This window comes from Paenibacillus sp. J31R120 (assembly GCF_056269225.1).
Map to the genome: position 1 here is coordinate 179,625 of NZ_JBWDNN010000001.1, position 24,913 is coordinate 204,537.

The 24,913-nt window shown below is 51.7% G+C and carries 23 protein-coding genes; 21 read left to right on the forward strand and 2 right to left on the reverse strand.

Going from position 1 to position 24,913, the window contains the following annotated elements:
* The first annotated feature begins 11 nt into the window (after positions 1 to 11).
* From rpmA to yajC, 17 genes are all read left to right on the forward strand, one after another.
* Positions 12 to 323, forward strand: coding sequence for a 50S ribosomal protein L27 (gene rpmA, locus AC0YNW_RS00825; protein WP_120107824.1), 312 nt, complete (start codon positions 12 to 14; stop codon positions 321 to 323).
* Between the two features lie 226 nt (positions 324 to 549).
* Positions 550 to 1,287 carry a Spo0B domain-containing protein gene (locus AC0YNW_RS00830; protein ID WP_475830387.1) on the forward strand — a complete coding sequence of 246 codons (738 nt, stop codon included), beginning with the start codon at positions 550 to 552 and terminating at the stop codon, positions 1,285 to 1,287.
* Between the two features lie 13 nt (positions 1,288 to 1,300).
* Positions 1,301 to 2,626, forward strand: a complete 1,326-nt coding sequence (obgE, locus tag AC0YNW_RS00835; protein WP_387472708.1) for a GTPase ObgE — start codon at positions 1,301 to 1,303, stop codon at positions 2,624 to 2,626.
* Positions 2,627 to 2,739: 113 nt separating this feature from the next.
* The gene (locus AC0YNW_RS00840; protein WP_387472706.1) at positions 2,740 to 3,177 is read left to right on the forward strand and encodes an ACT domain-containing protein; all 438 of its coding nucleotides are present in this window, start codon (positions 2,740 to 2,742) and stop codon (positions 3,175 to 3,177) included.
* Between the two features lie 33 nt (positions 3,178 to 3,210).
* Complete coding sequence (locus tag AC0YNW_RS00845) at positions 3,211 to 4,497, forward strand: homoserine dehydrogenase (RefSeq protein WP_475830388.1); 1,287 nt, start codon at positions 3,211 to 3,213, stop codon at positions 4,495 to 4,497.
* Positions 4,498 to 4,501: 4 nt separating this feature from the next.
* On the forward strand, positions 4,502 to 5,488 hold the full coding sequence (gene thrB / locus AC0YNW_RS00850) for a homoserine kinase (protein WP_475830389.1): 987 nt from the start codon (positions 4,502 to 4,504) through the stop codon (positions 5,486 to 5,488).
* The gene (gene pheA / locus AC0YNW_RS00855; protein WP_475830390.1) at positions 5,485 to 6,360 is read left to right on the forward strand and encodes a prephenate dehydratase; all 876 of its coding nucleotides are present in this window, start codon (positions 5,485 to 5,487) and stop codon (positions 6,358 to 6,360) included. Before thrB ends, pheA begins: the two co-directional genes overlap by 4 nt.
* Before the next feature lie 39 nt (positions 6,361 to 6,399).
* Positions 6,400 to 7,281, forward strand: a complete 882-nt coding sequence (gene ilvE / locus AC0YNW_RS00860; RefSeq protein ID WP_475830391.1) for a branched-chain-amino-acid transaminase — start codon at positions 6,400 to 6,402, stop codon at positions 7,279 to 7,281.
* Between the two features lie 1,161 nt (positions 7,282 to 8,442).
* Positions 8,443 to 11,130: a LysM peptidoglycan-binding domain-containing protein gene (locus AC0YNW_RS00865; RefSeq protein ID WP_475830392.1), complete on the forward strand. Its 2,688-nt coding sequence runs from the start codon at positions 8,443 to 8,445 to the stop codon at positions 11,128 to 11,130.
* Positions 11,131 to 11,301: 171 nt separating this feature from the next.
* A complete protein-coding gene (locus tag AC0YNW_RS00870; RefSeq protein ID WP_475830393.1) occupies positions 11,302 to 11,985 on the forward strand; it encodes a BofC C-terminal domain-containing protein in 684 nt (227 codons plus the stop codon).
* Between the two features lie 216 nt (positions 11,986 to 12,201).
* On the forward strand, positions 12,202 to 12,705 hold the full coding sequence (ruvC, locus tag AC0YNW_RS00875) for a crossover junction endodeoxyribonuclease RuvC (RefSeq protein WP_475830394.1): 504 nt from the start codon (positions 12,202 to 12,204) through the stop codon (positions 12,703 to 12,705).
* A complete protein-coding gene (gene ruvA / locus AC0YNW_RS00880; protein ID WP_387472690.1) occupies positions 12,702 to 13,334 on the forward strand; it encodes a Holliday junction branch migration protein RuvA in 633 nt (210 codons plus the stop codon). Before ruvC ends, ruvA begins: the two co-directional genes overlap by 4 nt.
* A 25-nt stretch (positions 13,335 to 13,359) precedes the next feature.
* On the forward strand, positions 13,360 to 14,364 hold the full coding sequence (gene ruvB / locus AC0YNW_RS00885) for a Holliday junction branch migration DNA helicase RuvB (protein WP_387472688.1): 1,005 nt from the start codon (positions 13,360 to 13,362) through the stop codon (positions 14,362 to 14,364).
* Between the two features lie 23 nt (positions 14,365 to 14,387).
* Complete coding sequence (locus AC0YNW_RS00890; RefSeq protein ID WP_475830395.1) at positions 14,388 to 16,505, forward strand: SpoIID/LytB domain-containing protein; 2,118 nt, start codon at positions 14,388 to 14,390, stop codon at positions 16,503 to 16,505.
* Positions 16,506 to 16,515: 10 nt separating this feature from the next.
* Positions 16,516 to 17,562 (forward strand): tRNA preQ1(34) S-adenosylmethionine ribosyltransferase-isomerase QueA, encoded by a 1,047-nt coding sequence (gene queA, locus AC0YNW_RS00895; RefSeq protein WP_475830396.1) that lies wholly within the window; start codon positions 16,516 to 16,518, stop codon positions 17,560 to 17,562.
* 9 nt (positions 17,563 to 17,571) lie between these two features.
* Entirely contained in the window at positions 17,572 to 18,720 is a 1,149-nt protein-coding gene (tgt, locus tag AC0YNW_RS00900; RefSeq protein ID WP_387472682.1) for a tRNA guanosine(34) transglycosylase Tgt, read from the forward strand.
* 15 nt (positions 18,721 to 18,735) lie between these two features.
* On the forward strand, positions 18,736 to 19,050 hold the full coding sequence (yajC, locus tag AC0YNW_RS00905; RefSeq protein WP_387472680.1) for a preprotein translocase subunit YajC: 315 nt from the start codon (positions 18,736 to 18,738) through the stop codon (positions 19,048 to 19,050).
* Between the two features lie 198 nt (positions 19,051 to 19,248).
* On the opposite strand, the gene AC0YNW_RS00910 is transcribed toward yajC, so the two are convergent.
* A complete protein-coding gene (locus AC0YNW_RS00910) occupies positions 19,249 to 19,641 on the reverse strand; it encodes a TIGR04086 family membrane protein (RefSeq protein WP_475830397.1) in 393 nt (130 codons plus the stop codon).
* Positions 19,642 to 19,861: 220 nt separating this feature from the next.
* Between AC0YNW_RS00910 and AC0YNW_RS00915 the strand changes: the two genes are divergently transcribed.
* Complete coding sequence (locus AC0YNW_RS00915; protein WP_387472676.1) at positions 19,862 to 20,623, forward strand: YetF domain-containing protein; 762 nt, start codon at positions 19,862 to 19,864, stop codon at positions 20,621 to 20,623.
* Here the strand turns inward: AC0YNW_RS00915 and spoVB are convergent.
* Positions 20,616 to 22,175 (reverse strand): stage V sporulation protein B, encoded by a 1,560-nt coding sequence (gene spoVB, locus AC0YNW_RS00920; RefSeq protein WP_387472674.1) that lies wholly within the window; start codon positions 22,173 to 22,175, stop codon positions 20,616 to 20,618. The genes AC0YNW_RS00915 and spoVB overlap by 8 nt on opposite strands.
* A gap of 196 nt (positions 22,176 to 22,371) precedes the next feature.
* On the opposite strand from spoVB, the gene AC0YNW_RS00925 reads away from it, so the two are divergent.
* The 3 genes from AC0YNW_RS00925 to secF all read left to right on the forward strand — a co-directional run bounded on the left by AC0YNW_RS00925 (position 22,372) and on the right by secF (position 24,848).
* Entirely contained in the window at positions 22,372 to 22,617 is a 246-nt protein-coding gene (locus tag AC0YNW_RS00925) for a post-transcriptional regulator (protein WP_475830398.1), read from the forward strand.
* Between the two features lie 82 nt (positions 22,618 to 22,699).
* Complete coding sequence (secD, locus tag AC0YNW_RS00930) at positions 22,700 to 23,938, forward strand: protein translocase subunit SecD (RefSeq protein WP_475830399.1); 1,239 nt, start codon at positions 22,700 to 22,702, stop codon at positions 23,936 to 23,938.
* Positions 23,928 to 24,848 carry a protein translocase subunit SecF gene (gene secF / locus AC0YNW_RS00935; RefSeq protein WP_475830400.1) on the forward strand — a complete coding sequence of 307 codons (921 nt, stop codon included), beginning with the start codon at positions 23,928 to 23,930 and terminating at the stop codon, positions 24,846 to 24,848. Before secD ends, secF begins: the two co-directional genes overlap by 11 nt.
* Positions 24,849 to 24,913 lie beyond the last annotated feature (65 nt).

Here is a 24,913-nt window from a genome sequence, read left to right on the forward strand (position 1 = left end):
AGGGATACACCATGTTGAAACTGAATCTTCAGCTATTCGCATCGAAGAAAGGTGTAGGTTCCACGAAGAACGGACGCGACTCCCGCTCCAAGCGCCTTGGCGCTAAGCGTGCTGACGGTCAAGTCGTTACTGGAGGAAGCATTCTGTTCCGTCAACGCGGAACGAAGATCCACCCAGGCACGAACGTGGGCATCGGCAAAGACGACACACTGTACGCAAAAGTGGACGGCGTCGTGAAGTTCGAGCGCCTCGGACGCGATCGCAAAAAAGTGAGCGTATACCCTGTTGCTCAGGCTCCAGTAGCCGCGGCAGTAGAAGCTTAAGACAGAAACGTAAGCGGCTGGCGCCGTCTTCTAGGCGGCACAGCGTACGTTTTGCGGCGGAATAGAAGCCCGGTATAAGTGCGAAACCTATACGACTTGTATTCCGATAAAGCCCCGGCCGGCATTGCTAGGCCCGGGGCTTTTGTGATTTAAAGAGATGACCAAGCTGGATAGCCATGGTATACTGGATGAGCTAGTACATTAGGGTGAAGGTAGGTTCTTGCGAATGGGACGCTTTAGGACAGCGAAGCATTACGCGGCGGCATCCATCTTGCTGCCGGGAAGCGCCACATTGATTTGGCCGGGCAAAGTCTGGCTGACAGCCTTGTTGCTCATCTGGCTTGTCGCTTGTGCGGCAATCTGGATTCGCGAGGAGCGCAAGGAACATCAGGAGCGGCTCGCAAGAACGATCGGAGCCATGCAGAATGCTGGTATTCGCACCTTGAATCATCATCGCCACGATTGGATGAACGACCTGCAAGTCCTTTTTGGCTACACTAGAATGGGCAAGCTGGATAAGACGATAGGGTATGTGGAGAAAATAAGAGAAAGGATGGCTGCCGAAAGCGCCATCTCGAAGCTTGGTTCACCTTCACTAATCAGTTTTATCCAATCTTTCCGGACTGTTACCAATTCGCTTGCACTGGAAGTGGATATAAAGGGAGACCTTCATCTCAACGAGCTGTCTCTGGATGGAGAGGCTGTTGCAGAGACGATCATACATACCATTAATGCATACCGGTTCGCCGTAAAGACGGACAGCGCGGCTCTGTCCGTGTTGAAGCTGGAATTGAGCGCGGATGAGGATGCGCTGTATGCTTCGTTTTATTATGAAGGCGAACTGATGAATGAACAACAATGGAGTCAAAAAATAAAACAGCAGTTGGAGGGTGCGCCGCTGAAGCCTGTCGGCTCCGTGCAGAACTTCTCCAAGGTGCTGCTAAGGGCGGAAATGCGCGCCTGAACGGAGGCAAGACATGTTTGTCGATAAGGCGAAAATTTTTGTAAAAGGCGGAGACGGCGGAGACGGGATCGTCTCGTTCCGTCGCGAAAAATATGTAGAGAACGGCGGCCCGGCCGGCGGTGACGGCGGCCATGGCGGCGATCTGATCTTCCGCGTGGATGAAGGCTTGCGTACGCTGATGGACTTCCGGTATCAGAAGCACTTTAAAGCGCAGCGTGGAGAACGCGGCAAGGTGAAAGGCATGCACGGAGCGAGCGCCGATGATACGATCGTCCGCATTCCTCCGGGTACGGTCATCGTCGATGATGACACGAACGAGATTATTGCGGATTTGACGCGTCATGGGCAACAGGTTGTCGTGGCTAAGGGCGGACGCGGAGGACGCGGCAACATCCGGTTCGCGACTGCGACCAACCCTGCACCTTATATCTCCGAGAATGGAGAGGAAGGCCAGGAGCGCTGGGTTGTGCTGGAGCTGAAGGTGATGGCGGATGTCGGACTCGTCGGCTTCCCGAGCGTTGGCAAGTCCACGCTGCTGTCGGTCGTATCCGGCGCAAAGCCGAAGATTGGCGCCTATCACTTCACGACGATTACACCGAATCTGGGCGTTGTCGATGTAGGCGACAGCCGCAGCTTCGTTATGGCGGATTTGCCGGGGCTAATTGAAGGCGCTCATGAGGGCGTTGGACTTGGCCACGAATTCCTGCGCCATGTAGAGCGGACGCGAGTCATTATCCATGTCATTGACATGGCTGCTTCGGAAGGACGAGATCCTTACGAGGACTGGCAGAAAATTAATGCGGAGCTGTCGCTTTACAATGAGAAGCTGGCGGAGCGTCCGCAGATTATCGCAGCCAACAAGATGGACATGCCGGAGGCGGCTGAGCAGCTGGAGCTGTTCAAGCAGCAGCTGGAGCAGTCCGGCAGCGAGCGGGTGTACGAGATCATGCCGATTTCTTCACTGACGAAGCAAGGCATTCAGGAGCTGCTGTACAAGGCGGCTGATGTGCTGGATACAGTCGCGGTACAGACCGAGATTGAAGAAGTGAAGGACATCGAAGAGCGTAAGGTATACAGCTATGAGAAGAAGGAAGATATTACGTTTACCATCCACCGCGAAGACGAAGTGTTTGTGGTGGAGAGCGAAGGGATCACCCGCATGATGAAGCGGATGAACCTGAACTCCTACGATGCGGTCATGCGCTTCGCCCGTATTATGAGGAAGCTTGGCGTAGACGACTCACTCCGCAAAGCGGGAGCGAAGGACGGAGATATGGTGCGTGTAGCGGATTTTGCTTTTGAATTTTTTGAAGGCAGCGACTACAATCCGTACGATTAAATGGAAGAGACGACGAAAGTCGTCTTTTTTCTTTCCAGCCTATTGCCGCATCGTCGGGATTTCGATATAATGTCCACTATAGGTGTACAATTGTCTTTTTGAGGAGGACTGGGATGGCTGATCGCTATTTTGTCGTTCGGGAGGATATTTTGCCGGAAGCGATACAGAAAACCATACTGGTGAAGTCGCTCCTCAGCAGCGGGAGCGCAGCGACCGTACACGAGGCCGTAGAGCGCGCGGGCCTTAGCCGAAGCGCCTTCTATAAGTACAAGGATGGCGTGTACGAGTTGAATGAAATTGCGCGAGAGCGGATTATTACCGTCTCCATGGATTTGGAGCATCGGTCCGGCGTGCTATCGAGCGTGCTTGCACTGGTAGCCAGTCAGGAAGGTAATGTGCTGACGATGAATCAGAGCATTCCATTGCAGGGATTCGCCAACGTCGTGCTTTCCATCGATGTCTCTCAGGTTGCAGGTGACGCTACTGAGCTGATGGAGCTGCTTCGCCTTCAATCGGGAGTACGCAAAGCGTCCATTATCGGACGAGGATAACGAATATAATTTAAGAGGTAACGGAGGGAATATATGAAGCAGGTAAAAGTAGGTTTGCTAGGACTAGGAACAGTGGGGACAGGAGTCGTACGCATCGTGGAGGCGCATCAGGAAGATTTGCAAAGCCAGGTGGGGTCGTCCATTATCATCGAGAAGGTGCTTGTGCAAAACAAGAGCAAGTCGCGGAATATCTCGATTTCCCAAGATAAGCTGACGGAGGACCCGTGGGAGGTTATCCGCCACCCGGATATTGATGTAATTGTTGAAGTCATGGGCGGCATCGGTCAAACAAAGGAATACATTCTTGAAGCGCTCGCGCTCGGCAAACATGTCGTAACGGCGAACAAGGATTTGATGGCGCTGCATGGCCCGGAAATTTTGGCCAAGGCGAAGGAGCATCACTGCGATGTGCTGTATGAGGCAAGCGTAGCAGGCGGCATTCCAATTCTCCGTACACTTGTGGAAGGTTTCTCATCCGATCGCATTACGAAAATTATGGGCATTGTGAACGGGACAACCAACTATATCCTGACGAAAATGAGCCAGGAGGGTGCAGCCTACGCCGACGTGCTGAAGGAAGCGCAAGCGCTTGGTTATGCTGAATCTGATCCGACATCCGACGTAGAAGGTCTTGACGCTGCCCGCAAGATGACGATTCTGGCCACGCTCGGCTTCCGTACCAACGTGAACCTTGAGGATGTGTCCGCCAAAGGCATCTCCGCGGTTAGCAAAGAGGATATCCTGTATGCGAAGCGTCTTGGCTATGAATTGAAGCTGCTCGGTATCGCGGAGCGTCAGGATGACCTGATCAGCATCAGCGTGCAGCCTACAATGGTGAAGCATTCGCATCCAATCGCGTCCGTCAACGGCGTGTTCAATGCGGTGTACGTCTATGGCGAAGCGGTTGGCGAGACGATGTTCTATGGAGCGGGTGCGGGCGAGATGCCGACGGCAACATCCATCGTTGCGGACTTGGTCGCAATAGTTAAAAACTTGAAGCTGGGCGTGAACGGCAAGCAAAGCGGCATCGCGTACAAAGAAACAAAGCTGAAAACCGACGAGCAGATTTCTTCGAAATATTTCATGCTGCTTCATGTGGCCGATCGTGCAGGCGTGCTCGCGCGTATTACGCAAGTGTTCGCGGAATCCGAAGTAAGCCTGGAGTCCGTGCTTCAGCAGCCGAATCCGACGAATCCGGAAGCAGAAATCATCATTATTACACATGACGCGAGCAAAGCTGCGGTCCAGAAGGTGCTCGGCACATTCGAATCGCTGGATGTTGTGCATAAAGTGAAGAGTGTATACAGGGTGGAAGGTTAAGCGGATGAATAATCGCAGAGTTATTGTAAAAGTACCTGCAAGCACCGCTAATCTGGGTCCCGGCTTCGATACACTCGGCATGGCGCTCGGTCTGTACGCTTGGATTGAAATGTCGGCATCCGCTACAGGCGAGACAACATTTGAGTATTATGGCGACGGCATGGATGGCTTGCCTCAGGATAAATCCAATCTGCTCTACAAGGTGGCGCAACTGGTCTTCAAGGAAGCAGGCGTGGAATTGCCGGAGCTGCGTATCGCCATGTACAGCGATATTCCGCTTGCACGCGGTCTCGGCAGCAGCGCTTCGGCGATTGTCGGCGCGCTTGTCTCAGCCAACGCGCTGATCGGCAGTCCGCTCAGCGATCATAAGCTGTTCCAGCTTGCAACGGAGCTGGAGGGGCATCCCGACAATGTTGGCGCCTCGCTGTTCGGCGGCATTGTCGTATCTGCTTGGGACGGCTCGGAGGCGCAGCATGTGCGGATCGAGCCGAATGAGCGGCTGCAGACGCTGGTAGCCATCCCAGCGTTCCAACTGGCGACGGAGAAGGCGCGCCATGCGCTGCCTACTCAGATTGCCATGGCCGACGCGGTATTCAACGTCGGCCGCAGCTCGCTGCTCGTCGCGGCACTCGCCAGCGGCGAGCTCGGCTTGATCCGCCATGCGATGCAGGATCGGCTGCACCAGCCTTATCGTGCAGCCCTTATTCCAGGCATGGCGGAGATATTGGAGCGCGCCGCCGACTTTGGCGCGCTGGGCGCAGCGCTTAGCGGAGCGGGGCCGACGCTGATCGCATTCGTTGATGCGAACAGCTCGGACAAGGCGGAGTTAGAAGCGTTTCTCAAGGGGACACTTGCGAAGGAAGATATCGACGCGGAGACGTTATGGCTTTCACCTTGCAAAAGCGGTCCTATTGTCACTATAGAGGAAGGACCGAGCGGCAGCGGGCAAGATTCGCTGTTGGATCGAATTAAAGGAGAAGTAAAAGCATGAAGACGATAGCTTTGTTGCCGGCCGGCTCCGTATCGGATGAAGCGGCCAAACATTTATTTGCCAGTGAAGACCGGGTCGAGTGGAAGTATCATCGGCTCATAGCGGATGTATTCAATTCCACAGTAAATGGAATAAGCGATTATAGCGTCATTCCTATAGAGAACACGATTGAGGGTTCTGTAAGCCTTCATATGGATTGGCTTGTTCATGAAGTCGATCTGCCTATGCAAGCGGAATGGGTGTATCCATCCATTCAGAATTTGATCAGCAGACGGTCGGAGCTGTTGAACGGCGCGGGAGAGCTGGACTTCTCCCGCATCAAAAAAGTGATCAGCCATCCCGTCGCTATGGCACAATGCCTGCAATTTCTAAGAGAGCATATGCCGAATGTGGAGACGGAGCATGTGAGCAGCACGGCTGAGGCGGTTCGCATTGTGCGCGATCATCCGGGTGAAGGCATTGCGGCGATCGGCACTCGTATTGCCGCTGCGAATAACGGGCTGGATATGCTTGCGACGGAGATTACCGATCACGACAACAACTATACCCGCTTTATGCTGGTTGGCTCCGAGCCTTACACCGCTCGCAAGTCGGACCGCATCAAGACCAGTATTCTGGTGACGCTGCCTGAGGACTATCCAGGTGCGCTGCATCAAGTATTGTCCGCTTTCGCATGGCGGAGAATCAACCTGTCGCGGATTGAATCCCGTCCCACGAAGAAGAAGCTGGGCAACTATTATTTCTACATCGAAATTGAGATGTCGCTGGATTCGGTTCTGCTGCCAGCGGCGCTTGAAGAGATTGAAGCGATTGGCTGCTCGATTCGGGTGTTGGGTTGCTACCCTAGTTTTTCGTATGAGCAATTGCTTTAATGAATGACTGACTACTTTTGCGGAGGTGTATGGTAAGGTATGGCACAGCAATGGATCTACTTAAACGGCGAATATGTAACGAAAGAAGATGCAAAGGTATCGGTGTATGATCACGGCTTTTTGTACGGTGACGGTATTTTCGAAGGCATTCGCATCTACGACGGCAACATCTTTAAGTGCAAAGAGCATTTGGACAGGCTCTATGATTCCGCCAAATCCATTATGCTGGACATACCTCTAACCTTCGACGAGATGCAAGCGGCGCTCGTGGAGACCATCCGCCGCAATGAGCTGCGCGACGGCTATATCCGGCTTGTCGTCTCTCGCGGTCCGGGCAACCTGGGACTTGATCCGAGACGCTGCCCCTCCGCTTGGGTGATTATTATTGTGGAACAGCTGTCGATCTACCCGGAGGAGGCCTATAAGAACGGGCTAGTCTCTGTCTCGGTGTCGCAGCGCCGCAATATTCCGGACGCGCTGAATCCGAAGATCAAATCGCTCAACTACCTGAATAATATACTGGTCAAAATCCAGGCTAACCTGGCAGGCGTCGGCGAAGCGATCATGCTGAATGCGCAAGGTTATGTCGCAGAAGGGTCCAGCGATAATATCTTCATCATTAAGAACGGCACCGTCTATACGCCGCCTTGTTATGTAGGAGCGCTGGAGGGCATCACTCGCGGAGCGATTATGCAGTTGTGCGACAAGCTCGGCTACAAGCTGAAAGAAGAGCCGTTTACGCTGCATGACGTCTATATTGCCGACGAAGTCTTCTTCACCGGAACGGCCGCCGAGGTTATCGCCGTGCGCGAGGTCGACGGACGCAAGATCGGCTCCGGACAAGCCGGCCCCATCACAACCCATCTGCTACAGGAATTCCGCAGTATCGTTAAGGTTGACGGCGTAAAGGTGTACGAGTAGACCGGATATTAAGATAAGAACCAACCCTTTGATCGATTGGAGAGAAGCTTGTGCGCGAAGCACAAGACTTCCTGCATGCGGTGAAGGGTTGTTTTTGCGTATGTAGCGCTGTGTGGTCGGTACGTGGGAGGTTTGTAAGTCGATTTGATCGACTTAAAATGCTCGATGCGTCGGCTTTGCGAGTTTAAGTCGGCCTCACCGATTTAAAACTAGTGATCAGCCATTTTCGGAGCAATAAGTCGGTATCATCGACTTAAAATACCCGTTGCGTCGGCCCTGCGAGTTTTAAGTCGGCCTGACCGACTTAAAACCAGTAATCAGTTACTTTCGGAGATTATCGTGACTTCTGAGATTTAGTAGTTTGAGGCGGCGTTATTTCCCCCATTCCATCGTTTTCAGCAATTTAGTGATGTCTTGCAACGCTATTCCGGAGATTATTGTGATTTCTGAGATTTAGTGGTGTGAGGCGTCGTTGTTTTTCCCATTCCATCGTTTTCAGCCATTTAGTGATGTCTTGCAACGCTATTTCGGGAATTACTGTGACTTCTGAGTTTTAGTAGTGTGAGGCGTCGTTGTTTTCTACATTCCACCGTCTTCAGCCATTTAGTGATGTCTTGCAACGCTATTTCGGACATTATTGTGACTTCTGAGATTTAGTGATGTGAGGCGAAGTTGTTTTCCCCATTCCATCGTTTTCAGCAATTTAGTGATGTCTTGCAACGCTATTTCGGGAATTACTGTGACTTCTGAGATTTAGTGGTGTGAGGCGACGTTGTTTTTCCCATTCCATCGTTTTCAGCAATTTAGTGTTGCTTGGCAGCACTGTTTCCGAACACTCTGCGCTTTTGGCAAATTAGGGTTATATAGCGATGTGATTCTCTTCATTTGGCTGGTTCAAGTAAATGCTGTATCCCTACTACTACGATCTCCAAGTCGCTTCAACCGACCTGAATCAGGCATAAACCGCACTTTTTGCTCAAATAAGACCATCCCATCTACTTACTCTCGTCCGTTCAACTTACCAACTGTCTCCTTATGCCGCGAGACTAATTTTTTCAAGAAAGTGGAGACACCAGCCCATGATCTGCATAGGATGTAGAGATTGATAACGGGCATTAGCCTTGCCAAGTTATTCAGAACGTGACAGGAGGTCATCGGCGAGTGAGAATCCATATGGTCAAAAGTGGCGATACCTTATACTTTATCGGTCAGAAGTATAATGTGCCGCTCGAAGAAATTTTGAAGCTCAATCCGGGCATAACCAATCCGGATATGCTGGAGGTAGGTACTAAGCTGAAGATTCCATCGACCCCTACTGCACAGAATGGAGTGAGTGGAATGGATATCATGCATCAGCATGTCGTCAAACAAGGAGATACGCTTTGGAAGCTATCCAAGGCTTGGGGTGTTCCGCTGGCCACGATGATTCATGCGAACCCGCATCTCAAAAACCCAAACGTGCTTCTGACAGGAGAAGTTGTAAACATACCTAAAGCCGATGCGCAGGTGCCGACCGTGACTCAACAAAGCACTGGCGGCAAAACGCCAACGCATCCGCTTCATCCGTCTTCCCTTATGCAAGGCGTTCAGGGCATTGTAGGCAAATTGTCTACTGCCCCGTCGGTAGTCGGCAAAACGTTCACAGGCCTTACCACGGAGAAGAAAAATACCGCTCCTGTGACGGAGAAAAAACCGACGGCTCCAATCGTCTCTCCCGTACCGCCAGCGCCAGCTCCTAAGCCGCCTGCCGCCAAAGTCGAGCCAGTTGCAGAGAAAAAAGTCGAGCCAGTCGCAGAGAAAAAGGTCGAGCCGCTTGCTAAGAAAGTAGAGCCGCTCGCAACAAAAGTAGAGCCTCTGGCATCCAAGAAGGTTGAGCCGCTGGCCACGAAGATAGAACCGCTTGCAGCGAAAAAACAAGAGCCACTCTCTACTGGAAAAGTAGCTCCATTATCATCTAATGTAAGTCCTTTAGCCGAAAACAATATCGCACCGCTTGCGAATAGCAATATCGCACCACTTGCAAGCAGTAATGTCGCACCGCTTGCAAACAGTAATATTGCTCCGCTGTCGTCGAATATGGCGCCAAACAGTAACATTGCGCCTATGGCTACTGGAAAAGTAGCTCCTCTGGCTTCAAAAGCGGCACCGTTAGGTACTGGTAAAGCTGCGCCGTTAGGCACTGGTAAAGTAGCACCGTTAGGTACTGGTAAGGTTGCGCCGTTATCCTCGAATGTAGCACCTCTGTCCATGGGCAACATGAGCCCTATGTCATCGAACATAGCGCCGCAGTCTATGGGCAACGTAGGCCCGATGTCATCGAACTACGCGCCACAGTCCATGGGCAACGTAGGCCCGATGTCATCGAACTACGCGCCGGAGTCCATGGGCAACATGGGCCCGATGTCATCGAACTACGCGCCGCAGTCTATGGGCAACGTAGGCCCGATGTCATCGAACATTGCACCGCTGTCCATGGGTAACATGGGCCCGATGTCATCGAACTACGCGCCGCAGTCCATGGGCAACGTAGGCCCGATGTCATCGAACTACGCGCCGGAGTCCATGGGCAACATGGGCCCGATGTCATCGAACATCGCACCGCTGTCCATGGGCAACATGGGCCCGATGTCATCGAACATTGCGCCGCAGTCCATGGGCAACATGGGCCCGATGTCATCGAACATTGCGCCGCTGTCCATGGGCAACATGGGCCCGATGTCATCGAACATCGCGCCACTGTCTGGTGGCAACGTAGGTCCGCTGTCTTCGAATGTAGCACCTCTATCCATGGGCAACATGGGTCCTATGTCATCGAACATCGCGCCACTATCCACGGGTAATATTGCGCCATTGTCGTCCAATGCTGGTCCAAATACCAATATCGGTCCATTGTCCAATGCGCCTGTGACCAAAGTGATGCCATACGCCGGTAAAAAACCGCTGCCTATTGAAAAGCCGGTAGAGAAGAAAATTCAAGCATCTAATTCCGAGTATATGGAAAGCATCGACCTGTTCCAACAATACGGCATGCCGGCCTCTGACGTCATGTCGCTTTACGACCTGCCGAACTATCCGGAAGCCAATGCTCCGAATGTTCAGCCCTATGCCATGCCGAACAGCGTCATGCCTTACAGTGTAAATGCCGAGCCCAATCTGGCGCCATATTCGGAGACACAACCGATGTATCCTTACGATTGTCCGCCGGGAACGTTCATGTCCAGCTATCCGAATTCATCCATTATGCCATACGGGGCAGGTCCTGACTGGGGCCATGGCGGTAATCCTTCCTATTATGGAATGGGCGAAAATACAGCTTTATCCCCGTCAAGCTTTGGCCCTAATGCAGGCATGATCTCGCCAATGTCCAATGCACCTAATGCAGGCATGATCTCACCAATGTCGAATGCGCCAAATACAGGCATGATCTCACCGATGTCGGATGCACCGAACGCAGGTATGTTCTCGCCGATGTCCAACGCGTCGAACGCGGGCATTTCGCCATACTCTAGCACGCATGCTCTGTCCGCTATGTACCCGCCGCCGGGATATGCCGGATATCCAAACAGCTATCCGAATAGCAACCCAAACGCCTACTTGAACAGCTACCCAAGCGGCTATCCGTATCCCGGATGGGCGAACAACGCTGCGCCTGTAGGGCCTGCAGGCAAATCAAAGGATGATTGCGGTTGTGGAGGGAAGCGGGAGGATGAGTTGACGGGCACGACCGGCAAAACAAATTCCGCATCCGGCAAGCCGCGCAAAAAAGGCAAAAAAGCGGTCATTCGCACCGTTGCTCCCAGCAGCAAAAAGAAAAGAAAAAACGGCAGCCGGCCGTGGCTGAATCGTTAGCAGCATTAAGCTGATCATTTAATTCGAAGCGGCAAACTGCATATTAGAAATACAGCCAAACCGATCAGGAAGCAACCGATCGGTTTGGTTTTTTGCTATCCGCTACTTCATTTGAATAATTATACAACTTTGGAGCAGACTATCGGAAAACGTAATAAAGGGGGCTTCCTCATGATGACATTCAGCCTGTGGAAGCAATTGAAACGAAGGCTGCGCAGAAACCGCAGACCGCTCTGGACGTTAGGCGGGCTCATATGCTGGATTCTGATCGTTTCAACTGCCGTAATGCCTGTATCGGCGCATGCAATGGACGGTAGATGGGGGATTTCACAAGCCGAACAAGACATAGAGATGAAATCGGCATATATGAATATGGGGCCGTCCATTATACCGTATTTGAAAAAACGGAAAGAAGCCGTTCCTGTTGTTCTGCAGCGCATTTACGTGTGCGGAGAAGAAACCGAGCCGATCGGACAATTGAGCTCCCATGAGGTCGTGATGCTGCTGTCGGATCATCCAGAATGGAACGCGGTGCTGCAAAAGGATAATGAAACGGTGATGCTGGTGCACCGCATTGAGGACATCTCGGATTATTGCCGGGAGCATGCGCATTTCGGTGTAGATAAGCGAGGGAATTTCTCCCTATTCGACGGCATGCCAAAAGAAGAAAAGGTGATGCGAACCTTCTTTCAATTGGATATTCATTATATGGAGAGCAGCTTGCCTCAGCGGCAGCTGGATCTGCTAAATCAAGGTATTCGGGTTAATGATATCGATGAATACAACAGTGTATTGTCGACGTTCAGCGACTATGCTGTTCAGCGTGACGAAAGAGCAATGAAAGAAGCTTATTAGCGGACAAGCTCTGCAAAAGCGGCGTTGCCACAGAATACAACCTCTCTAGAGATTGGCGAAGAGAGGTTTTTTGTTGCGTCTATATTTGGTGGGCTAGACTCTTAATCTGTAATCACTCATTAGAAACATCAAACGTCCGTTCTCATTCACGGCAAGTTTTGCTATAATAATATACAGGTCTTATTTAGTTTGATAGGTTGGTAGGGAGTTGGCGAATTGCGCGTTTTAGGAATTGACCCGGGTATTGCGATTGCGGGTTTCGGATTTATAGACAAAGCAGGACATAAGCTCACGCCTGTGCAGTACGGCGCCATTACGACAGAAGCGCATACGCCGCCGGAGGAGAGGCTTGTCCAAATTTACGAGTCAGCCAGTGCGCTTATGGACAGGTACAAGCCGGATGCCGTCGCGGTGGAGAAGCTGTTCTTCAATCGCAACGTGACGACAGCGTTTGCGGTTGGCCAGGCGCGGGGCGTGATCATATTGGCAGCCGCGCAGAGAGGGTTGCCGGTTGCGGAATATACGCCGCTGCAAGTGAAGCAGTCGGTCGTCGGATATGGCAAGGCGGAGAAGAGGCAGGTGCAGGAAATGGTGAAGATGTTCCTCAAGCTGTCGGCTATTCCGAAGCCTGACGACGTAGCGGATGCGCTTGCCGTGGCAATCTGCCACGCGCACTCTGCTGTCATGACACAGAAAATAAACGAGGTGAAGCGGTCGTGATCGACTATTTGCGCGGGCCGGTTGTACATATTGAAGCAGAATATATTGTAATGGATGTCAGGGATATCGGTTATCGAGTGTTCGTCCCCAATCCTTATGCCTTTGCAGCCAAGGATGAAGCTGTGACGGTCTTTATTCACCATCATGTGCGCGAGGATGCCATTCTGCTGTTCGGTTTCGAGTCGAGAGAGCAGCAGACGCTGTTTCGCAAGCTGCTGGATGTATCGGGCATTGGTCCAAGAGTAGCGCTGGGGGTATTGTCTGCGGGCAAGCCGGAGTCCGTCGTTTCGGCGATCCAGCAGGAGAACATAGGTCTGCTGACCAAGCTGCCTGGCATTGGCAAGAAGACGGCACAGCGCATGATACTGGACCTTAAGGACAAGCTGCTCTTTGCTGTTCCGGAGGGAGGCTTGCTTACCGCTGCCGGATTCGGAGCCGAGCTTGCAGGCGATGCCGACGGTCAAGGAGCAGGCACGGCGTGGAAGGAAGCCCGGGAGGGGCTGGCCGCGCTTGGCTATACAGCCGCAGAGCTGGATAAGGCCTGGAATGGATTGCAGGATAGCGTGAAAGCGGATGACACTGTGGACTCGCTTATGAAGCGGGCCTTGCAGCAATTGTTCAAAGGGTAACGGAAGAAGGAGGTAACAGCAAGCGATGGATGATCGAATTATTTCCGCCAACCTGATGATGGAAGACCAAGCCGTTGAGCTAAGCTTGCGTCCGCGGTATCTGGCCGAATATATCGGACAGTCAAAGGTTAAGGAAAACCTGACCATTTACATTGAAGCCGCCAAGATGAGGAAGGAAGCGCTGGATCATGTCTTGCTTTACGGTCCTCCGGGACTGGGCAAGACGACGCTTTCGAATATTATCGCCAATGAACTGGGGGTTAACCTCAGAACGACGTCTGGACCCGCGATTGAAAGGCCTGGCGACCTGGCTGCTCTGCTGACGAATTTGCAGGAGGGAGACGTCCTGTTCATCGATGAGATTCATCGGCTTCACCGGACCGTAGAGGAAGTGCTTTATCCCGCTATGGAGGATTTTGCGCTGGATATTATGATCGGCAAAGGTCCGAGCGCCCGCTCGGTAAGACTCGATCTGCAGCCGTTCACGCTGATCGGCGCGACGACGAGAGCCGGACTATTGTCGGCGCCGCTGCGGGATCGCTTCGGGGTTGTAAGCCGTCTGGAGTTCTATACGGTGGATGAGCTGGCGTTTATCGTATCGCGCGCGTCCGAGATTTTGGATGTATCGATTGTCGGAGAAGCCGCGGCGGAGATTGCGATGCGCTCCAGAGGGACGCCGCGGATCGCCAATCGGCTGCTGAAGCGGGTCAGAGACTTTGCCCAGGTGAGGGGAGACGGCGTCATTACACATGACATCGCCCGCTCTGCGCTTGAATTGCTTCAAGTAGATCCCATGGGACTAGACCATATCGATCATAAAATGCTGCATGCCATGATGACGACCTTCTCGGGCAGACCAGTCGGGTTGGACACGATTGCGGCGACGATCGGGGAAGAAAGCCAAACGATCGAGGATGTATACGAGCCGTATTTGATGCAAATCGGATTCTTGCAGCGTACGCCGAGAGGAAGGATTGCGACGGACAGCGCTTATACCCATCTGGGCTTGCCTGTGCCGAAACGAAATTAAGCGGTATGAGAGAGGAGAACAGAATGACGTTTAAAGCTTCATGGAAAAGACTGTCTCTGGCGACTGCTGCGCTGCTGGTGCTGGTATCGACCTTGTCGGTCCAGCCTACACGGGCTGCGGTCCCCGCGCTAGATACGATCAGAGTTGCGATGTTCCTTCAATTGCCGGGCAAATATGAGTCGATGACGGCTGCGGCCACCTTACAGTCCGCTGGTGGAATCAAGATTGGCACGCGAGAGCCTTCGGGCATTAAAGAATGGTTCAACGTAGAGGCGAACAGAAGCGTGCGCTTTGCCGTGGACGATTATAAAGTTAAGCTGGTCGAGACGGCGAACTTTGCGAATGCATGGGCTGTCTATCAGCATGTCCAATCCTTAAGAGGTATGGGCTATATCACATCGGTTCCCAAAAACGGAGGCACACAGTATCAGGTGTTCGAGGGGACTTACGCCTCAGCACAGGAATCTGCAACTGCGCTTGGCCGCTGGAATGCGGATGCGAAGCTGACAAGCTTGCTTGGCGGCTATAAGCCGGCACAACATGGACCGCTGCGCTTGGAATCATCAGCCTTGGAGAGCAAGGCTGCGGCGCAAGCGATGGCTGCGTCGTTCGGCGGCGCCGGCCTGGATGCATATGTGGCGGTAAGAGCAGGAGAGAAGGGCGCCGTCTATTCGGTTATGGTCGGCGGCGCATCTACGGCGGATGAGCTGAAGAACCTTCAGGCGGCAGCCATGAAGGCACCCAACGGCGCGTCCTTGAAGCCAATGGACACAGCCTCGCCTTACATGCTGATTCGCGCTGATCATTCGGTCAGCGGCAAGTCGGATTCGGCTCTTGAGCTGTATGCCTTCCCGGCGAGCGAGATCAAAGTATGGGCAGCACCTGGCGGCGCTCAGCCGATCGGGTTGACGGAGCGCAGCAACCGAACGTATCGCGGAAGCTTCGAGCTTAGCGCGTTCAATGGCAAGCTGACCGTCATCAATGAGCTTCCCTTTGAACAGTATTTGTATTCCGTTGTGGCGGTAGAGATGTACACATCCTGGCCGATCGAAGCGCTTAAGGCACAAGCGGTAGCGGCAAGGTCCTACGCCTTGAACAAAGGCTTCGGCTTCCAGATCGCCCATGTCGTCGATACGACATTAAGCCAAGCTTATTATGGAACAGGCGTGGAGAAGCCATCGTCCACGGAAGCGGTTGAAGCGACCAAAGGCGAGGTGGCGCTCTATAACGGGAAAGTCATCGAAGCGGTATTCTCCTCCAATGGCGGCGGGAAGACTTCAGATGCGAGGGATGTATGGAAAAACGAAATTCCTTATCTGCAATCCGTGTCCAGTCCGGACACTTCGGCGGAGACAGGCTTGCAAAGCTGGCATCGCATCGTTCTGCCAAGCGGGCAGGTGGGGTATATTCGTGAGGATCTGGTGAAGGATACCGGTCAGAAGACAGCGGCAGGCAGCCGCATCCTGGAATTGACCACAGACGGCACGAATATTCGCCGCCATCCTGTCATTCAGGATTCAATCCCGGTTGTAGCCCAGCTGCAAAAAGGGGCCAGAGTCATCGAGCTGGAGCAGGTGATCCAATCCAATCCGATGAGCTGGACAAGAGGACCCTTCACGGGTGATGAGCTGTTAACGACGATTAATGCGCGTGTGAATCCCAAGCTGACGGGTACGGTCACGTCGGTGGAAATTAGCGCTCGCGGCATTTCTGGCCGAGCAATTGAGATGACGGTGAACGGAACCAAGCTCACGCTTTCCTCGCCGGACTCCATTCGATCGACTTTTGGCGTAGGCGAGTCTCTGCCTAGCACGCTGTTCAATGTAGAGGAAACGGGCAAGGTCGTTATTCAAGGCGCCGGCGGCGCACAATCGACCAAGACGGAGAGCTCCAGGCAAGTGTATGTCATAGGAGCGGACGGCAAATCAACCTCCTATGGCCAAGATTATATGTATGTTTTGGATGGCGACGGAGATATTCGCGCAGCAACCAAAAATCCGGGCTTCAGCTTTACCGGCACGGGCTTCGGCCACGGCGTGGGCATGTCGCAATACGGCGCGTTAAGTCTGGCCCAGCAAGGGTATGACTATCAATATATTTTGAAATACTATTATAAGGGCATTACGATAGCCAAGGAATGAAGGTTAAGAGATGAATGTAGATTGGTTTGATTTTGACCTGCCGGAGGAGCTGATTGCACAGACTCCGCTGCAGGACCGTACGGCATCCAGGCTGCTTATGGTGAATAAGGAGACGGGAGTGACCGAGCACGGCATATTTACGGATTTGGAAGCGAAGCTGCAGGCAGGCGATGTGCTTGTCTTGAACAATACGAGAGTAATTCCGGCGAGGCTGCTTGGCAGCAAGAAGGATACCGGGGCCAAAGCCGAGCTGCTTCTGCTCAAGCAGCTGGGAGAGGATCGCTGGGAAGCTCTGGTCAAGCCCGGTAAGAGGCTCAGGGCCGGGGCGGTAATCGTCTTCGGCGACGATGGCAATGGCGAACCGTTAATGGAAGCGGAGGTGTTGTCGGAAGGAGATATGGGAGCGCGGGTAATCCAATTTCGCTATGAGGGCATCTTCCAGGAGCTGCTTGATCGGCTGGGAGAGATGCCGCTGCCTCCTTATATTAAGGAACGTCTGGATGAACGCGAACGTTATCAGACGGTCTATTCTCGTCATGAAGGCTCCGCCGCCGCTCCGACGGCTGGCCTGCATTTCACGGAAGACTTCCTTCGGAAGCTGGAGGAAAAAGGGGTCAAGCTCGTCTATGTCACGCTGCATGTTGGCCTTGGGACCTTCCGGCCGATGTCAGTCGATACGGTGGAAGAGCATGAGATGCATTCGGAATATTATGAGCTGGATGAAGCCAATGCCGAACTTCTGAATGAAGCCAAGAGAAGCGACCGACGGATTGTAGCTGTCGGAACGACATCAGCCCGGACGCTGGAGACGCTTGCGGACAGATTCGGTGACGAGGAGCTGCAAGCTTGCAGCGGCTGGACTTCTATATTTATTTATCCGGGGTATAGCTTCAAGCTTGTAAATGCACTGCTGACAAATTTCCATCTGCCGAAGTCGACACTGGTGATGCTGGTGAGCGCGATTGCCGGCAGAGATGCGATTATGAAGGCATATGGCGAAGCAATCGAACAAAGGTACCGCTTCTTCAGTTTTGGAGACGCGATGTTTATTTATTAAATAAGAAGAATGGAACGTGACAACGTGGCTGTAAAATACGAATTAATTAAACAATGCAAGCAATCCGGAGCGCGTCTTGGACGCGTACACACGCCTCATGGCATTATTGAGACACCGACCTTTATGCCGGTAGGCACTCAGGCAACCGTCAAGACGATGAGTCCGGAAGAGCTGAAGGCGATGGACGCTCAAATTATTTTAAGCAATACGTATCATTTATTCCTCAGACCGGGACATGACTTGATTAAGCGCGCAGGCGGCCTTCATAAGTTCATGAATTGGGATCGCCCGATTCTGACAGACAGCGGCGGATTCCAAGTTTTCAGCTTGAGCGAAATGCGCAAGATTACCGAGGAAGGCGTGCATTTCCGCTCCCATCTGAATGGCGACAAGCTGTTCCTTTCCCCGGAAGTAGTCATGGAGATTGAGAACGCGCTTGGTCCGGATATTATGATGGCCTTTGATGAATGTCCGCCTTATCCGGCAGAGTATGAATATATCAAGCAATCGACAGAAAGAACAACCCGTTGGGCCGAGCGTTGCTTGAAAGCTCATGCAAGACCTCACGATCAAGCCTTGTTCGCAATCGTTCAGGGGGGCATGCACAAAGACTTGCGCATTCAGAGCGCTAAAGATTTGACTTCCATGGATTTCCCGGGGTATGCTATTGGTGGACTGAGCGTTGGCGAGCCTAAGCATCTGATGTATGAGGTGCTTGATTATACGGTGCCTGAATTGCCGGCGAACAAGCCGCGTTACTTGATGGGCGTCGGATCTCCTGATGCATTGGTTGAGGGGGCTATCCGCGGAGTCGACATGTTCGACTGCGTGCTGCCAACCCGAATCGCAAGAAACGGGACAACCATGACAAGCGGAGGGCGACTCGTCATACGCAACGCCAAGTTCGCGGAGGATTTCGGGCCGCTGGATCCGAATTGCTCCTGCTATACATGCCAGAACTATTCCCGTGCTTACATACGGCATTTGCTGAAAGCGGATGAAACGTTCGGCATGCGATTAACGACGTATCATAATTTGCATTTCCTTTTGCAGCTCATGCGGGACGTTCGTCAAGCTATCATGGAGGATAGGCTGCTAGACTTCAGGGATTCCTTCTTCGATGCTTACGGCCTTCATGATAACGACAAAGGATTTTGAAAGGGGTGAATTTTGATGTTTCTGGCAACCGAAGCAGGTGGTAATGCAGGTGGTATTTGGGGGCTGATCTGGCCTTTCATTCTGATGTTCGCCGTATTCTATTTCTTGCTTATCCGTCCGCAACAGAAGAAGCAAAAGCAGCGTTCAGCCATGCTAAATCAAATTAAAAAGGGCGATAAGATTACGACGATCGGCGGATTGCACGGCACTGTTGTAGAATTGACGGATGACACAGTTGTTGTTCGTGTCAACGATACGACAAAGATGACGTTCGAGCGCAGTGCAGTTAACACGATTGTTAGCACTGCACCAGCAGCTGCAACGGAATAAATGATTGCATACATAGAATGGCCGACAGACCTTATGGTTTGTCGGCCATTTCTTTTATCACAATAGAAATGTCAGATTTCGAGATTGCCAGATCTACAAGCTCTATTTGGCGATAAAACCTACCAAATTCTTATGAGGCGGGTTTGCTAAGCAAACCTTAAGACTGCTTCTCTTCGTAAGTCCACGATAGAAGTGTCCTCATTTGCGCAGGTTGACACCGACGATGCCGCCTAGCGCACCTGCCAGCAATGCGGCTCCCAGGATAAGCGCACTGTTCCATGACGGGGCGGCATTAGCCGCCAGGAAGCTGACAATCATGACGATTACACCGTAGATCAGACCGAGCAAGCCGCCGTTGTACCAGCCTTTGCGCTCCGATCGCTTGCCGGAAGTTAGACCGCCTGCCAAAGCAGAGACGCTGTGAACGAGCAGTGAGTAAGTGCCCAGATTGCTTTCCTTCATGCTGGAGAAGTGAAGCATCAGGGAGAGCAGCAATGCGCCTGCAGCTAGCCAAATAATTGAAAAGACGACGCCGGCGAGCACAGGCGAGCCGATAATCGGCGGTTTGGGAGCTTGCTTGACGGAATTCATCCTATTCCTCCTATCCGATATTCGCGTATTACTTAACCTTATGGCCAAGCATGCGGAAATAGTACAGGTCCTTAGGATCAATATTTGCCTAATGAGTTGCATCATTGCCATTAATTCGTGTGTGTTTATTCGTATGATGAGCGATTGGCGGGGTGAGAATAGCTGTACAACGTTACAGCTGGTCAAGCAGCCAGTATGGTACTTTCGAGGAGGCGCTTACTTGGAAATCTGGAGCCTTTTAATCCGGACGACGGTTATTTATTTCGTCGTGTTTTTGATCATGCGTTTTATGGGCAAGCGGGAAATTGGCAAGCTGTCCGTGCTTGATCTGGTCATATCGGTAATGGTGGCGGAAATCGCGGTAATCGTTATAGAGGATACCGAACGATCCATGTGGGATGGTATTGTCCCGATGGTGATGTTATTGCTTATACAGGTCAGTACAGCCATGATATCGATGAACAATCGCAAGATGCGCTTGCTATTCGATGGCAAGCCAAGCGTCATCATCGCAAAAGGTAAAATCAACCGGGAAGTGATGCGCAAACAGCGTTATAACCTGGATGATCTCATGCTGCAGCTCCGAGAAAATAAAATAACATCGGTTGCGGATGTAGAATTCGCCATTCTGGAGACAAGCGGCAAGCTGTCTGTTATCCCGAAGGATGGGGCAGAGGAAGCGGATTCGGTACAAAGTACAGAGACGCCAGATATTAATGTTGAAACATCCAGCCACACCCCTCTGCCAAGAGGAAGGGAGAAAATCATTCCTCCCGGGTTCCGGTATGAAATACTGCCGATTCCGCTCATCATGGATGGCAAAGTGCAGGATGAAAATTTGGGGAAAATCGAAAAGACGCGCTTTTGGCTGAAAAATGTGCTGCAGGATCAGAAAGTGACCGATTTCAAGGATGTTTTTTTATGTACGATCGACCATAAAGGGAAGCTGTTTGTAGATGTCAATCAGAAAAAAATTACTTGAACCATACGCCTAGCCATGGAATTCGCGCCATATCATAGCGGTCAATGATGCGCATCCAGATCATGAGCAGCATATAAATGATGGCGCTCACCAGACAAGCAAAGATCATGCCCAGCCATTCGGCGGATAGCACAAAATGGTTCATCGTCCACTGAGCGGCTGCACCCATGATGGTCATGGCAGCACCGACCTTCAGGAAGTCCATAACGTTCATTCGGAATCCGATGAATCGCATGACGCTAATGCCATGAAGAATCGTGACCAATACGATGTTGACGCTGATGGCAATGATCGCTCCATAGATGCCAAGCTCAGGCTTGGACGCCAATTGGACAATCAATACAAGCTTGACTGCCGCCCCGATGAAGGTATTCATCAGGGCGGTTCCTGGTTTGTTCAGCGCTTGCAGAGCCGCCTGCAGCGGGGCTTGCAGGTAGATGAAGATGCCGGCCAGGCTCAAGAGCTGAAGCATCGGCGAGTATTCGGGATGATCATAGATCAGCCGGCATAACGGCTCCGCAAACAAGCCCATGACGACAACGAACGGAGCGCCGGATACCAGTGCGATACGCATCGACTGGTGAAGTCTCTTCTGAATCAACGCTTTGTCTCCCCGCGCGGCAGCTTCGGATAGCGAAGGCACAAGCGAGACGGCAAGTGAATAGGTCAAAGCGGTAGGAAGCAGCAACAGCGGAATAATCATACCCTGCAGGGCGCCGTATTGAGCGGTAGCCACACCGGTTACGATGCCAGCGGCAGCCAGACTGCGAGCGGTGAAGATGGATTCAAGCAAATAGGATAAGGACCCCACCAGCTTGCTGCCGGTTACTGGAATAGACAGTCCGAGCAGCTTGCGAAGAATAGGAGGTTTCGTGCGGCTGGGCGGCATGGAAGGGAGCTCGCTTGCTGCGGCTGCCTTCTTTTTTTCGCGTACATATTTCCACAGAAGAACAAGCAGCCCGCCGATCTCTCCGGCTACAACGCCAAGCATAGCGCCAGCTGCTGCCCACTCCAGTCCCATCGGGAGGAATAAATAAGCTAAGAACAGGGAGCCGATTATACGGACAATCGTCTCAGCCAGCTGGGATACTGCGCTTGGAATCATATTCTGCTTGCCTTGGAAGTAACCTCGAAACACGGAAGACACTCCGACGATGAGCAGCATGGGCGTCATCATAAGGAAGGCTCGATACACCCTGGTGTCCGGGAGGATATGACGGATAATAAACGGAGCGAATAGCAGCATCCCGATCGTCAGCACAACCGCAATAGAAATCGTCAGGATCATGGCCGTTCGAAAAATATGCTTCACACGGCGCGTATCGCCTAGTGACTCCGCTTCCGCGATCCACTTAGCGATAGCCAACGGGATACCGCCGGTTATAATGGTCAGCAATACAATGAGGAAAGGATAGGCCAGCTGATACAGACCAACTCCCTCCGCTCCAATGATGCGGGGCAAAGCGATTCTCGGCACGAAACCGAGCAGACGGTTCACGATGCCTGCTGCGAGCAGAATCATCGCACCCTTGATAAAGGATTGCTTCGTCATAGCGGAGACCTCTTCTCATTCAAGGTAACGCCTCATGGGCGCTTAAGCGCACGGACATGCATGTACTAACACTTTATGCTCGGCATGTCCTCTTCCATGTCAGTCAATTTGACCCATCTTCCAACGGATGCAGGAGAATGGCGGGCATGATCGAATATATACAAGGGACAGCAATGTGAACGAGGAGGTGCAGCATATGGCAGAAGCAAATGAGGAATTGGACGCTGTGATTGAGGAATTATGCCATAGCAAAGCGGAGGAATTCCGGCTGATCGGCTACGAGCATGTGGACGGCAAGGAGATTTGGGACTGCGTCAGCGCCAAATACGCGAAGACAGGCCAGCCGGAGCTGCATCAGTTGGTGAATGATATTTTATCGCTCAAGATTACGCAATTCATGAATTTCATGACGCTTAGCGCTTTCAAGGGTAACCCGTTCTAGTGGCGGGGCCTTTCTTTTTTTGACTCGTTTTTGCCGCATCTGTATAATGGGAATATTGAGATCATAAGGGGGATTCAGACGTATGTTCGGGAAGAGAATAATTGCCTTCCTTGCTATCGTGGTCGTCGGGTTTGCGGCAATGGCCGCAACAAGCCCGTGGGTTATCGATGGCGTCAAGCTTGGGCTAGATTTAAAGGGCGGTTACGAGGTGTTGTACGAAGCTGTACCGTTCGAGGGTGGTTCCGCTGTAACGCCTGAAACGTTGAAGAAAACGGCTCAAAGCTTGCAGAAGAGGATCGACGATACGGGATTGGTAGAGCCTGAGATTACGACGGAGGGCAAAAACCGCATTCGCGTGAAGCTCCCTGGCATCAACAGCGAGGACGATGAAGTGCTTAAAATGTTGTCCAAGCCTATCAACCTGACGTTCCGTGCGCCGGATGGCACAATTATGCTGACAGGTACGGATTTCGTAGAAAACGCTGCTGGAGTAGCCTTTGATAATATGAATCAGCCTATGGTTACGATCGAACTGAAAGACGCCAAGAAGTTTGAAGAAGTGACTGGCAAATTGGTTGGACAGACGATGGCTATTTACTTGGATGAAGAGCTAATCTCTAATCCAGGGGTGAATCAGGTTATTGCAAGTAAAAATGCTGTGATCGAAATGCGCGGATCGACGTCCGACAAAGCGAGAGAATTGCGTGATTTGATCAATATGGGTTCTTTGCCCCTCAAGCTTGAAGCTAAATATACGCAAAGCGTAGGCGCGAAGCTTGGTATGGAATCCCTTAAAGATACGGTTACAGCCGGTATTATCGGCTCTTTGATTGTTCTTGTATTTATGGTCGTTATTTTCCGGGTACCGGGTTTTGTCGCTGCGATTACTATTATTACGTACGCATGGCTGCTTTTGCTCGTACAAAATTTAATGAACGCTACGCTTACGCTTCCTGGTATTGCGGCATTCGTGCTTGGTGTTGGTATGGCTGTAGATGCCAATATCATTACAGCGGAGAGAATCAAAGAAGAAATTCGCACCGGCAAGAGCATGCTGTCATCGCTTAAGACAGGCTCCAAAAACTCTTTCCGTACGATTATGGACGCCAATATTACGAGTATCATTGCCAGCGTCGTGCTTTATTATATTGGCGACGGCGCAATCAAAGGCTTTGCTTTGACGATGATTTTCAGTATTTTGGTGAGTATTGTCACGAATATTTTCCTTGCTCGTTTCTTGCTGACGCTTCTCGTTCGAAGCAACAAGTTCATGAAGCCGGGCTACTATGGCGTGAAGGAGAGTGAAATTCGTGAACTTTGATACGAAAATTCGCTATGATGTCGTAAAAAATCGCAATAAGTTTTTATTGTCTTCTCTTGCATTGACGATCATCGGCATATTGTCGCTGGTGTTCTTTCAATTGAATCTGGGTATTGATTTTAAAGCAGGTTCAAATATGGACGTAGCTACAACAAAGGCTGTATCTCAGCAAGAGGTCAATGAAGTTTTGAAATCTTTGGGGTATGAGGATTTAGCGCCTACCATTGGCGGACAGAACAACGACCGGATCTCGATCCGCTTCAGCGATGTTCTTGATCAGGATGAGTCCAATAAGGTTTCGGCTGCTTTAAAAGCAAAGTTTGGTGAAGATATCGATACGGAAGTAAACGTCGTCTCCCCGGATATTGCCCGCGAGATGGGCATTAAGACAATCTGGGCGATCCTGATTGCAAGCTTGGGCATTATGCTGTATGTCATGATCCGTTTCGAGTGGCGTTTCGCGCTTGCCGCGAATATCTCTATCTTGTATGACAGCTTTATCGTTATAGCGGTATTCTCCATCTTCCGTTTTGAGGTAGACCTGCCGTTTATTGCTGCAGTTCTGACGACGCTTGGTTATTCCATTAACGATAAAATCGTTATTTTCGACCGTATTCGTGAGAACATGCGTTTTGCATCGGTTAAAAACGAGACTCAGCTTGCTGAAATCGTAAACGCTAGTATTTGGCAGACGATGGCCCGGAACTTGTATACGGTGTTGACGGTTGTCATCGTGACGGTATGTATTTTCATCTGGGGCAGCCCTTCGATCAAAATGTTCTCCTTTGCGCTATTGGTTGGTCTTATCAGCGGCGCGTACTCCACGATTTTCGTAGCGAGCCCGCTGTGGTATCTGTTCAAGCGCAACCAAAAGCACAAGCCAAAGGTTGCTGCCAAACCGACACCTTAATCATGAAGCAAGTGCGATTTGTATAGATGAATAGAATGCTTACGAAGTCAGGTTTTACTCCGTAA